6 protein-coding genes and 1 pseudogene are annotated in these 12,916 nt (G+C 40.1%); 2 read left to right on the top strand and 5 right to left on the bottom strand.

Annotation, left to right across the window (positions count from 1 at the left end; genetic code table 11):
• Nucleotides 1–80 precede the first annotated feature (80 nt).
• Entirely contained in the window at nt 81–1,478 is a 1,398-nt protein-coding gene (locus JQC92_RS04290) for a hypothetical protein (RefSeq protein WP_204998488.1), read from the top strand.
• A 310-nt stretch (nt 1,479–1,788) separates the two neighbouring features.
• Here the strand turns inward: JQC92_RS04290 and JQC92_RS04285 are convergent, their stop codons facing one another.
• Nucleotides 1,789–2,079, bottom strand: a complete 291-nt coding sequence (locus tag JQC92_RS04285) for a hypothetical protein (RefSeq protein ID WP_204998487.1) — start codon at nt 2,077–2,079, stop codon at nt 1,789–1,791.
• Entirely contained in the window at nt 2,076–2,573 is a 498-nt protein-coding gene (locus tag JQC92_RS04280) for a hypothetical protein (protein ID WP_204998486.1), read from the bottom strand. The genes JQC92_RS04285 and JQC92_RS04280 overlap by 4 nt, the downstream gene beginning before the upstream one ends.
• A gap of 337 nt (nt 2,574–2,910) precedes the next feature.
• Here JQC92_RS04280 and JQC92_RS04275 point away from each other — a divergent pair, with 337 nt between their 5' ends.
• Nucleotides 2,911–4,053, top strand: a complete 1,143-nt coding sequence (locus tag JQC92_RS04275) for a hypothetical protein (RefSeq protein ID WP_204998485.1) — start codon at nt 2,911–2,913, stop codon at nt 4,051–4,053.
• A 5-nt stretch (nt 4,054–4,058) separates the two neighbouring features.
• Here JQC92_RS04275 and JQC92_RS04270 read toward each other — a convergent pair whose 3' ends face one another.
• From JQC92_RS04270 to JQC92_RS04260, 3 genes and pseudogenes are all read right to left on the bottom strand, one after another.
• Nucleotides 4,059–5,684: a PfaD family polyunsaturated fatty acid/polyketide biosynthesis protein gene (locus tag JQC92_RS04270; protein WP_204998484.1), complete on the bottom strand. Its 1,626-nt coding sequence runs from the start codon at nt 5,682–5,684 to the stop codon at nt 4,059–4,061.
• 10 nt (nt 5,685–5,694) lie between these two features.
• Nucleotides 5,695–11,217, bottom strand: a pseudogene (locus JQC92_RS04265) (hotdog fold thioesterase); the annotation flags it as partial.
• The gene (locus tag JQC92_RS04260) at nt 11,198–12,679 is read right to left on the bottom strand and encodes a PfaB family protein (protein WP_239480360.1); all 1,482 of its coding nucleotides are present in this window, start codon (nt 12,677–12,679) and stop codon (nt 11,198–11,200) included. The pseudogene JQC92_RS04265 and the gene JQC92_RS04260, both read right to left, overlap by 20 nt.
• Between the last annotated feature and the right edge of the window lie 237 nt (nt 12,680–12,916).

Raw genomic sequence — 12,916 nt, 5'->3', positions numbered from 1 at the left:
GTTATTAGATAACTTAATGTCTTGTCGTGTATTTACATTTTAATTACCTAAATCTCAGGCAAAATTATAAGGATATAAGAATGCGCTTAACCTCTCTAATTGTATTAGTGTGTGTTTCCCTTAACGTTGAGGCATCGATCTCTCCCATTGTTTTGGATAATTATCCGTTGTGTTCTGATGAGCGAGCAGAAACTATCACGGTAAAAAAAGCTGTAAAAGCGACGGAAAATAGCGATGAAAACCGTGAAATTGCCAGTAAATTACAATCAGAACTCATTAAAAGTATAAAAGAAAAGGCTGCGAATTTAGGAAGTAATGCAATTGTACTAACTGATAAAAATAGTCTGCTGAGTTCTGTTCCTGTTAATGCATTGAAATCGACAAAATATGACTCTATCTTAAAGTTGAGTTATAAGGCTATGCTTTATAAAGATTGTGATTTATCTCTCGGTTTTAAAAATCAACCAACTCCTATTGCTAGTAATGGAAATAGACACATTGCAGCTTTGTCTAACTCAAAAAAACAGATATTTTCATATGAATTTATCCTAGATCAGGATAAGCAAACCCGCCCGAAGATAAAGAGCAACAGTGTCTCCATTGCTGAAGGGGTTTATGGTGTCAAATTGAATGATTCAATAGAAACACTTATCAATACTTTAGGTCTTCCTTCTATACAACTCCAGAATCAAAACTACAGTATTTTAGGTTTTGGAAGAGCACATTGGTTTTACTTTTTTGACAATAAACTTGTTAGATTCAGTACAAAAACGTCTGAACTGTCGTATGAGCTTTTGAATCAATTAGAGTTTTTACCTTTTTTCGATGACAAGCAGTGGAAAGTAAATAGCATTATCCCTTACAAAGGTGGGTATCAAGATTTCAAAAAGCACCTTAAGTCAGCTAAACGAATAAAAGATACATTTGAGTTCAGCCAATCAGAGCGTAAATTAACCGCTGAGTTTTTTGAATCTACTAACTTTCATGAGAATAAAAAAAATAAGTCTTTAGATGCAATTAGTTTATCGAATGGACATCACGACTTTACGATTTCAAGTTTGGAAGTTGGTTCAGGTCTTCATAAAATAAATGCGTTAGTGAAGAGTAATACGCATTCAGTATCAAATGTATTGAAGGCAATGAGTGAGCCAATTGCCAAAGCGTACACAGATGATCAGTCTGTTGCTTATTTATTTGATCAACACACTTTGTTGTCATTTAAGCATGGTAATTTAGCTAAGATTACTTTTTTAGATAATGCACTTCCAGATACTTCTATTTCGAAATTATATAAACCAACATGGAGTTTCGGCGAGATTAATGTATTGAAATCTTATAATGAACTTAAGCACTTATTTGATGAAACAGCCATAGAAATGGATAATCAAGTTGAATATGAAACTCAACTGTACAATGTTACGTTAATGTTTGATGAGGACAATCGTGAACTTTATAGCGCAAGTTTCGAAATTCTTTGAGTGATAAACAAGTTGGTAAGCATGCTAAATCTTTGATTCCTCATATTAAAGAGAAGGCAAGAATCAACAATATTGCTTTGTAATCTTGATTGAGCTCAAGTCATTTAAAAACCAGTCAATTTACTTGACTGGTTTTTTTATTGTCAACGATAAACAATCTTATGGGGAGTGACCGTTCAGAAGTTATTCACCGATTGAGTTAACTGATTCACGCTCACAAGCATTCTGAAACATCTGCTATATTCGTAGAACCTTTTGCAAATAGCAATGCAGTAACGACAGCTTGGTGTGTCAGCATCAACTACTTTCTTCAAGACTCGGTAACTGTAAACTGGCTGAAAGCTTCGGAAGCAGCTGTGCCTTTGTTATCTGAAGCTTCTTGTGCTTGACGATATTTAGCCCATTCATTTCCCCAAAATGGATATTTTTTATAAACATCATCATAGGTTGAATCTAAATTAAACTCTGACTCGTTTCTATCGAGAGCCAATTCTCTTTTAAAGTTAAAATGTTTTTGCGGAATAAGCCCCAGATAATGAATACCTACAGTTCTTAACCCCTTTGCATGACATGCTAATTGCATTGTAAGTATGTTAGTCATATTGTCATCAATGATATAAACGCAGTCATAGTCTTTATCACTGCTTTGCTATCGATATTCAATGGAGGATTCTTAACTAGAGTTTCATCTAAGTCCATTACCACCAGCGAATTTTCATTCTCAATCATTTTCCAAATTTCTGTAAATGATAAAGCACTCCTTAAATCTGGTTTGAGTGGCCTACTTTTTTGCGTCGCTTGAGCTTTGCTTGTCTTGCCATTTTTTTTCGATGATTTAGTGTAATTGCCTTGTTGAATTTGCGTCTCAAACTGCTGACGGTAATCTAATTGTGTTTCAAGTCTTAAAGGAAGATGTTTTGAATCATGAGTTTTTTGTTGAGCCTGCTCGACGTGATTAAAAAAAGTAATGGCGTATTTCTGCTCTGATTTACTAACTCTAGTAATCGTAAAAAGGTGGTTGTTTAAATCAATATCTTGAGCTCGACATGATTCATGAAATTCATCATCATTCCAATTAATGAGATGATTGTTCACATCATCCCATTTTACGATTATTTCTTTATATAATCCTGTAGATGCATACGTCATGGATTAGTAAGTTTATGAAAATACAATTTATATTCTCAAATATGCTATCAAATAACATTTCGATTCGATGAAAACTAGATGATATTTAGTTTAATTTGGCTGGACAAGTATTTATTAAGTATCAAGGCTTATTGCGCCTAGCCAGAAGGGTAAAAAACTAACTATCAACGTCTCTATTGTTCAACTTGTGGCGTATTATTAAAATAAATTAATTGCAATTAATTTAACACCTTTGTTTAATTCTGCTAGAACTGTTCTATTAAATTACTAATTGGAGTTTGTAATGGCGGTTGCACAAGGTGGGCATTCTATTGGAGGGAAAGTTGACTTTGAAACAAAAACTTTTACTTCAACCTCGAAAAGTGAGGCTACTCACAATCTTTTAGCTGAACTGGATAAAACTAATTGTGCTGTTGTGGATTTATCTGTGCAAAACCGTGCGGGAGACAAAGTAACGTTTAAAATAAATATGGTAGTAAAAGATGGAGAGTATGCTTATCAGCGTAGTCAAAAAGCAATAAAAAAAGGTCCTTTAAAGCCTGATACAGTAGTAGTTTATGATGCATTTGTTAGTTTTGCTCAAGGATATAAAAAAAGTTCATCAGGAGTTGAACCTACCAAAGCTAGACAGCCTAAAGATAGCTCAACTTTACAAGCATCAAAAGTCAAAAACAGCCCTCTTCAAGTCGAGCAAAAACTTCCCGATAAAACAGCTAAAGCTGCAACTCCAAATTATGCAATATCCTTGAAAAATCTACAGTGCCGATGTGATGTTTTTAAAGATATGGCAATAACAGAATACAAAGAGTTTGTTAAACAATATAAAACCAGTTTTAATCCAGAGTCAATAGAAACACTTTCAGACAATGACTTACAACAACTTGCTATTAGACGTTATGAATTTAAAACAAGCCAAAGAGTAATTAACTCAAAAGCTTCATTACAACCTCCTATAACATCATCTAGAGAAACTCAATTAAAACCAACCACAAAACCTGAAGAGCCGAATTGGCTTGATATGTTCAAGCATGCTCAAGGGTTATCATCAGCAATTCGTACCTACGAATTAGTTGATTTTAAAAACGCTTTACAGGATCAGCCTGAGTGGGTGTCAACGCTATCCAGTAAGTATCAATGTCAGTCTATAATGCCTGAAGTTACTGAGCGAGTAAAAGGACATGCAGCAGTAAGGGTATCAAAAGCTGGTACGGCAGATTATAAAAGTATTCATCAACATGCAATGGTATTGTATGGCTCTGATTTCAAAGAATGTAGTCTTGATTGTTTTGAAACTGTTTTAAAGAGCCGGCCAGATTGGTGTCAAAAATTTATACTCCAGAGAGGGGCGTTAAATATTAAACAAGAGGTTATTGAGGCAGTGCAAGTTGGAAAACAAAAAAGCAGACTGCCTCAAGCTTATTCGTAGCGAAATTAAAACTCAGGCTTCCATCTTTGCAGCGCCAAAGGAATCAATGTACCTTGAGACTGCAATAAATTGATTCTCGCTTGATAGGCTGCACCAACCATTATATGACGGGCCAAATCTGTCGCTTCACGTTTTGTATAATCATCTAAATATGAACCTTTTACCCAAGCGTTAAATGCGCCAAGTGCAGGGCCAGCCCATATTTGATAATCCATTTCACGGCCGGTTTCACCGATATTAGACCAGCGGCTTGAAAGCCCTAAATACCAGCGGAAAATGAGTGCCATCTTACGTTTAGGATTATCTAATGCACGCTCAATTTGTTTTGGGTCGCGCTCATTAAAATGTTCAATAGTACCTTGCCAAATATCTTCCAGCGATGAACGGAATACTTGCTGTTCAAGCTTTTGTTTTTCGTCTGCAGGAATGACTTCAATTGAATCATAACGAGTATAAATTTCATAAAGCTTATTAGCACGCATGGGGAATAAAGTACCACGTTTTACCACTTGCAGTTTTACGCCCATTTCAAACATGTCAGCCGCTGGTGCCATTGCAACGTCAGCCATTTGAGTAGTAGAAAGCAGTTTACGAGTATGCTCGCTTGCACCCGCTTCAATACAAGCTTGGTTGATGGAGCCTGTAACTATAAAGGCAGCGCCCATATTAAATGCTGCGAGTGCCGCATCAGGTGTACCAATGCCGCCGCCAGCACCAACACGAAGTGGTGTAGGGTAGTTATATTTAACCTGCATTTCATCTTTGAGTGCAAGCAAAGTTGGCAATAGCGTCACCAATGGGCGATTGTCAGTGTGACCGCCAGAGTCCGCTTCTGCGGTAATGTCATCCGCCATTGGCACTTCAAGCGCCAGTTGCATTTGTTCTGTTGAAATTAGGCCTTCGTCTACCAATTTTTGCAGAATTTTTTCAGGCGCAGGTGCCATAAATTTACTAGCCACTTCTGTACGGCTTACTTTGGCAATCACTTTATTAGCGATATGAATATTACCTTGCTGATCTTGGCTTAAACCAGCTGCACGATAATAAACGATTTGTGGCGTCAACTTTAGAAATGCTGAGGCTTCGACCGTTCGCACTTTATGTTTCACATACAGCTCAACACTTCCCCATTCAAGTGCAGGCTCACTTGGGCTATGGATTAAGTTAAAAGCATAAGGACCGTTTGGTAAGGCTTGTTGAATGCGCTTAATTGCTGATTCAACACGACTTGGAATTAATCCAGCTGCGCCAAATGAACATAAGATGCCAGCTTGACCTAAGGCTATTACCAGTTCTTCCGAGGCAATGCCGTTTGCCATTGCGCCAGCATAATAAGCGTATTTGACACCATGCACTCGGCGGAAGTTACTGTCACCTAAACTTTCAGTGCCTAACGCAGGTGCAAAAGCACTGACAGGGTATTGATTGTCGAGCACTTGGTATGAAGGGATCACAATATTGGCTTGATGCGATACACCTAAACCTTTTTCGCTGTGATTGACCAAGTAACAAGGCTGGTTTAAATCCTTTAATGCTTTGGCGAGTTCAGTTGTAGCAAACTGAAGCTCGGATTCATCAATTTGCCAAGGCCATGGACTGAGTTTGTTATTATTGTCGAGTTGTAATGTCATTATTGTTCCTTTATTTCTCAGTCTCTTCAATACAAATGGCGATATCTGTAATTTCATAAATTCGCAAGCCATCTTTACTTATATTCGCATCACCAACAATGATAAGTTTATCAGCTTGGCGCGTGATATCGGTAATATGAACATCGAGCGACATTTGTTTATTGTGCGGTGTAATTTGGCCGCGATATTTCCATTTTACTTCAGACAAGATTTGCCCAAATTTAGGGTTGATAAAGTCTTTACCTAAATCCATTTCAATGGCGTAGGTTTGCATCAATTCAATAATCGCTTCAACGCCCAATGAGCCAGGCATTACCGGATCTTGATGGAAGTGGAACTGGAAGAACCAATCGCTCGCATCAATCGTGCGCTCTGCATACAGATAACCTTTATCAGCTTTACCGCCTTTCTCAACAATTTCTACTTTGTCGATAAAATTAAGCTGCTCGCCAGCCAAACGGTAATGTGGCTGGTCTTGTGGCGCAATGAAGCTTCGATTTTGAGTATCTAACAGGTTGATAACTCTGTCAGCTGCAATGCCATTTTCGACATGCCATGCTTGCTGAGCTTTACCATTATCTAAACCGAGTTGGTGGATTAACGCTTGCTCTTTAAAATATCCAAATACTGCGCTGCCTTTAAAGAAAGACTTGCCATCTGTGCTTAGTTCGAAGGTGAAACTTTGGATAATATTACTACCTGAAATTACTGTTGATAACAGTCTTGAATCATTGGTAATGGTTTTACCTCGTAAATCGACTTCACGAAGTAAAGTACCTGAGCCGTCAAGGTTACGGAAGAACAGCTCATCCTTCGGGAATTTTAAGGTTGTGCCCATCCATGCTGAAATGAAACCATTTGGTTGCAGCGCAATTTCCATCAAAATAGAGTAAGGCATCTGGCTGGCAAAGCTGTTCTTTTTAAAATACCAAGCATCCTCAGGCACTTCATATTCAGCAATGCATGACGCTGGTTTTTTCAGATCACCACGCTTACCTTTGATGTCAATTACACGAGTTGTTAGTTGTAGATCACCGCAAGGCGTGCGTGGAGGAATTAGATTTCGATAAATATCAAAATCGCTACCAAAACATTTTTCAATGTCACCTGTAGCAAATTCAAACATGTGATATGGCGTGAATGGTAGCGTGTCTGGTGTTCGATTTGGGTAATCAGAACAAATTGGGGCTTCAATATGTTTAATCGGCACTACGCCTTTATTGGTTGGCGCTTGTGTATCGGCAATTTGAGCCATCAATGGTGCATTTGGTACGCTCCCAAAGTCGAGTGATTGCAGTGCAGACGAATTGTTATATCTTGTACAGCTCGGCTCTTCTTTGATCATTACACCTAGATTTTGGAAATCAACGACCACTTTTCCATTCAGTAAAATGTCGATATTAGCTTTGGCATACGGCTGAGGTAGCAGCCCAATTTCAGTGACTTCCATACGGTAGGTGAGGGTGCCATGCTGCGGCAGCACTTGGCCACGACAGCGTACTTTTTGCGAGGCATCTTTTAATGGTTGAAAGCGACCTTGTTTACTTTGGGTGTGCATGCCCAAGTGGAGCATAAAGAATTGCAGCAATTGACCACAGCCTTCAGCCATGAGTGAACCAGCCATTACTTGATCGTCTTTGAAGTGACAAGGGAAATACCAGTGATTTGGCGCTAATTGCTTTTCGCCTTCGACAAAGCCTAACCCCCAAGCACCACCATGTATTTCAAGCTGATTAATTTGCTCGATCATCAAAAATTTCTGTGAGGCAAAACTTAACGCAGTTTGTTCACCATGAGTGTTTTGGTGGTGATGGTGTTCTCCACCAAAACAAGTGGCAATATCACCATGGAGTAAGTGTTGGATCTGCTGATAATTAAACTGTGTCTGTGAGCAATGTAATAACGGCTCAAATTTTTGTTTATTTGAATTATTTAATGCCAGATGACGAGTTTTAATTTCATCTTCAGTTCGTATTACGCCTTTGCCGTCTGCCAATTCTTGATTTGTAAAGAAGCCAGCGCAACCACCGTCCATTTTCAAAATCATTTTATCGCCAACAAAGCACTCATAGCTGAAGAAAAACAGTAAAGTGTCGCCATTACGAGCAAAATGATTAATAGAAATATCATAGCGTAAGGTGTCACCGCCACGTGGTAAATCACCCAGGAAGGTGAGGGTGCAATCTAATAAGCGGTAGACTCGCTCACCTTGGTTTTCAAAATCAATCCCCAAATAACTGATCAACATTAAATCGCATTGACCGGATTCAACTGCAACAGCCCAAGGGATCTGACCATTCACTAAATACGGAGCATCGACAGGAATGTCGTATTCCGTAGTCATTTTGCTCGGTTTAAACTCGTTGACTGCGGCGTCTAGCTTAGTCACTCGCGATACCAGTAAGTAGTCCGAGGTTGGCAGACGTACTCGACGAGAATAGTTGTCGATAACAGCGTATTCATCGCCAAACACCTTGGCGATATCACCTTCGGCGTATTCCACTAAGTCGTGATAATTCCAGATGCACGGCTTTTGTTCAGGTATTGGAGGCGTGTAGCTTGGAATATTGCTCAGTGAATGTGGATGACTGTACTCTTGCTCGTCATACCTATGGAAATGGGTATCCAGTGCCTTTTCCTTTGATTCAGTCAAACGAGATTGTTGCTTCATCAACGTATCTGCAATTTTTAGTCCTTGCGCTCTGGTTTTCAAAAATGCAAGGTGAGCATTACGAGCTTGGGTTTGATTTTTCATAAGAGCTTGTAGGTCAGAGGCTGTGGTTTCAGGGCTGATTTCTCGCTCACTTTGTATTTGTTTTGGTGCTGTAATGGACTTCATTTTTAATGTGAGTTGTTCCATGTCAGTAAGATCGGTTTCCACAATATGTTTGATAATATCTCTGCCACCTAAGTTGACGGTCTTAATTAAATGTTTTTGGTCGCTCCAAGTAAGATCTTGTGACAAGCGAGACATGAGTTGGTCTTGTTGCTGAACGTTTTGATTCACCACAAATTCTGAAAATTGGTTTTCGGCTTCAGTGCGTATCCGTATTAAGTTTTGCGTTTGTTGTGGTAAATCCAATAAGCTGTTGAGTAATGATGTCATGCCGGATGCGGCAAACGTATGACCGAATAGCTGCTGAGCAGAATGGTGTTGCTGGTCGACGTTCATTCCGTGTTCAATGGCGTTATTGTGTTCGATGATGGATTCAGCCGTTTCATCTAAATGATCGTGCTGAGGAACAAAGCGTAAACTCGACACACTTCCGTAGCTGCTAGATTGGATATTAGAGGTTTGCAGAACTACTGCACCTGCAGCTTCACCAATGTTCCATTTATCTAAATCAGCATTTGGAACGATATTGATGTCATGGCACTGGTTATTAACAATGACTTGCTCTGCACTTCCTGTTAAATCTACGGACGCAATTACGATGGCATCGTAATGTTCTTGGCTCATCATGTTCTCTGCTACATCTAAGCAGCGAGCTACTGAGTGTTCAGCGGCTGAAATCGTAAAAGCTGGTCCGTTGAAGTCCCATAAAGATGAGATTCTACTGGCCATAATATTGCCGATGAAACTGGTGTATTGATTTAACTTGGCAGCATCTAACACGCTATCCATTGATAACGCTTCAAGTTGCAGGTATTCATCGTCTGACATTGAAATACCATGCTCAGTAAAGCTAGCCGCCAATTGAGTATGCAGGTTCACTCGACCACGGAATTGGTGTAATTCTGCTTCCGTTTCCATGGCGACTAACACGGCTACTTTACTGCCTGTTTCAAGCTTGGCATCACGAATGGCTTCATCCGCAACTTTGATCAAGAGTAATTGCTGTGCGATCAATCGGTCGTCTTCATTCGGTGGAACTTTGTAGCGTAAAAAATCAAAATCGAAATTTTCAATGTACCCACCAAGAGGCACTTGAGCTAAGCCGAAATCATTTAATAATCCGGTATGGTGCTGTAGGCCTTTCCAACGAAGCGGGGGCACATCAATGAAAGCCGACTGTTTATCTTTGATGGCCTGATGAATTTGGTTAACACTGCTAAATTTTCCGAAATGAGCACCAATACCAGTGATAGAAAACTCAATTTTTGGTTGAGTTATCGATGTATTGTTTTGCTCTCCAGCGACATAAGTTTCCAGCAGCATATGCGCATTACAGCCACCAAAACCAAACACTGAAACACCCGCATGGCGTCGGTCATTATTTACTTTTACCGGCCAATCTGTCGTTTCAGTCGGTATGTTGTTATGACTGAACAGTTGGTTTGGCGAGTGAATTGCTTCACTGAGATTAATACTGGCGGGCAGCGTTTGGGTTTCCATCGCGAAAATCATTTTCATGATCCCAGGCATACCCGCCGCAGTGAGTAAATGGCCTAAATTAGACTTAGCTGAACCGATCAACGGCGCTTTTTCACCTTGTAGCTTGTCTGTAAAAAACTGCTCCATTGAGGTGAGTTCTACTTTATCACCCAATGGTGTTCCAGTAGCGTGACACTCAATCACTTCGATATCTTTTGCTGGTGTTTGCGCAGATTCATATGCGCGTTCAAAAGCTTGTACTTGCCCTTTAGAGTTAGGGCTTAATACGAATTGACCTTTACCATCGTTTGATAGACCTATACCACTGATTACAGCGTAAATTTTATCACCGTCACGTTCAGCATCACTCAGACGTTTTAAAGCGATAACGCCGGCACCTTCGCCTGCAAATAACCCTTGGCTGTTTGCATCAAAAGGTGCTGATTGCCCGTTTTTTGGGTAAGCGTGAAAAATTGAAAACCCCATATTGATAAAGAAAGGGTCTGCACCAGATACTGCACCGGCTAGCATTAAATCCGCTTTGCCAGTATTGAGGTAGTCGCAAGCCAGCTTAACGGCATAAACCGAGCTGGCACAAGCGGCATCTAAACTGAGCTGACTGCCACCAAGGCCAAGTGCTTGATGAATAACGTGCGAAGCACTATGAGATATCGATAAGTGACTTTTGGCGTTTGAACTTCGGGTGTATACCGTTTGCTGCCCTTGAAAGTCTGTTAGCTTGAAATTGGCTTGTTCAAATTTTTGTTGTAATCCTTTTTCAACCGCTTTGTGGTATATCGGTAAGAAGGTTTCGTTGGATTTAGCGGTTGGGAAAGACAAACTGCCCATCACGATACCGCAACGAGCTAAGCTGGCATCCGCTAAATCGATGTTGGCATCCAGTAAGGCTTTTTTACTGCAATCTAACGCCCATAGAAAACTGTCATCAAGGGCATTCAATTTATTTGCTGGCAGTTGATAGCCTGAGTCGTCGAAATGGAAGTTCGAAATGTAGCCGCCCTGATCGCAATAAAAACGGTCTGATTCGCCTTGTATCCCCGAATAATCCGTAGGGTTAGCGGCCAGTTTTTCAGCCGTTAAGTGACTGCGCGCATCGGTTTTATTCAGCAAGTTTTGCCAAAACTGATTGGCATCTTTCGCTTGGGGGTAACGTGCGGAAAGTCCGACAATGGCAATTTTATTCATGGACTGAAACGCTTCCTTTTAATTCTTCGCAATGCATCAGCGGAGCTAACGAGATTGGCACTCGAAGGCTAATCAATTGTGCAATGCATTTTAATAAACTGGTGATGGTTGGCTGACCTTTACTGTTTATGGCAAGGCAGTGTATTTCAGTATCGTTTTTAGTGATTTTTTCGATGATACTGGCGGTTTGGCGATCAGCGCCAACTTCTAAGAATATATTACTTCCGTGCTGTTTCGCAGTTTCAATGGTCTGTGAAAAGTCTAGCGGTTCAGTAAAGGTTGTAGAGATGGATTTAGCGATTGCATGATTATCTCGACTGTTAATCACTTTATTTGATGATGCACTGATGAACTGAGTTTTGCTTGCTGTTGCTATTAATGGCAACGTATAAAACACAGTAAGTTGTGGTTTCACCCTTTTAGATGCAGGCGTGTGCATTGCCGTTACCATATTACTGGCAAGACCACGTTTACCAAGTTGTTGTAACAAGGCTTTGCATTGGTGTTCATCGCCCGCAATCACACTGGTTTCACCTTGGGTAATCACAAGGTAAACTTTTGGATAATCGTGAATCAGTGTTCCTATTTCAGCAGCAGATGCTCGGATCACAAAACTGTTCCAGTCAATGTGTTCATCGGCTTTGAGTTGCCACTCATCTCTGACCGCTTTAAGTTCACCAGAAATTAGTTCATTAAAAATGTCACTGGCGGCGGTTTTCTCAATTAATGTTTCAGGCTGTTTCCAAATATTTAAACTGGCCCACATGGCAGATTCACCCATGGAATAGCCAAGCGCAAAATCTGGGTTCACTTTAAATTCATTGATAAGCAGTCGAGTGAATAAGTAGCTGATACCGACACCGCTGATCGCTTGTTGGCTCAACGTTGGTTGTAAAACATCATCAGAATAGTAGCTTTTAGTCTGTAACATGGCAGCTAAATCAAGTTGTTTATCTAACTCTTGGTAGAGCGTAGGGAAGAACTCGTGCAACTCAGATAGCATATTTGAGTAAGTTGTTCCCACTCCAGGATAAACAAAAGTCAGCCCTGTTCTATTCAAGTGCTCACCCACAAAGAAGCAGCTGCCGTTAGGGGTTTGCCACTGCCAATTTTTTTGATTTCGATTATTTAATACAGCAGTGAAAAAGAGCTGAAGTTCTTGAACCAGCTGCGGTATATTTTTAGCTTGAAGAACAAGTGCAAGTTTGGCGTTTGGGTTGTACCGACTTAGGTTGCGATCATTTAAAATGACGTTGTCATTCTGCTCTTGGGATGAGGCTATTTCTATCTGGCACTGGTTTGCCTGTGCAACAACGTCATCAATTGAGTTTCCGCAAATAACAAAAAACAGTTGCTCTGAATTAAGTAACGGCTTGGCTTTTTCGCACTCAGTCCCTTGCACTAGGATCAGAGATGAATAACGACCTGATACTTCAAAGTCGAGTTGTAATACTCTTGGTTGATGTTGCGGCATAAACCAATAGTTATTTTTTCCTGATTGCGTTGTGAGAGTCCTTGAGGTCAATGCATTAATGCCATCAAGGAATCCTGAAAAGGGTACATCAGATTCGAATTTTACTACGTGCTCTGGTTTGCGTTTGGATTGCAATAAGGCTCTTGCTTGGGCTTCAACCTTCGACGTTGTTGTAGCAAACCCACACAAATAAGCATGTGGGTGCAGTTTTAATTTTGCACAAGCAATATCATCAAC

The organism is Parashewanella hymeniacidonis, from assembly GCF_016900895.1.
GTDB classification, from domain to species: domain Bacteria; phylum Pseudomonadota; class Gammaproteobacteria; order Enterobacterales; family Shewanellaceae; genus Parashewanella; species Parashewanella hymeniacidonis.
The sequence above is the reverse complement of the archived record's forward strand: the minus strand, read 5'-3'. Positions and strand labels throughout refer to the sequence as shown.

What these genes read in the sequence shown, in the direction of transcription:
- JQC92_RS04290 (WP_204998488.1), top strand. Translation starts at nt 81, where the DNA reads ATGCGCTTAACCTCTCTAATTGTATTAGTGTGTGTTTCCCTTAACGTT.
- JQC92_RS04285 (WP_204998487.1), bottom strand. Translation starts at nt 2,079, where the DNA reads ATGACTAACATACTTACAATGCAATTAGCATGTCATGCAAAGGGGTTA.
- JQC92_RS04275 (WP_204998485.1), top strand. Translation starts at nt 2,911, where the DNA reads ATGGCGGTTGCACAAGGTGGGCATTCTATTGGAGGGAAAGTTGACTTT.
- JQC92_RS04270 (WP_204998484.1), bottom strand. Translation starts at nt 5,684, where the DNA reads ATGACATTACAACTCGACAATAATAACAAACTCAGTCCATGGCCTTGG.
- JQC92_RS04260 (WP_239480360.1), bottom strand. Translation starts at nt 12,679, where the DNA reads ATGCCGCAACATCAACCAAGAGTATTACAACTCGACTTTGAAGTATCA.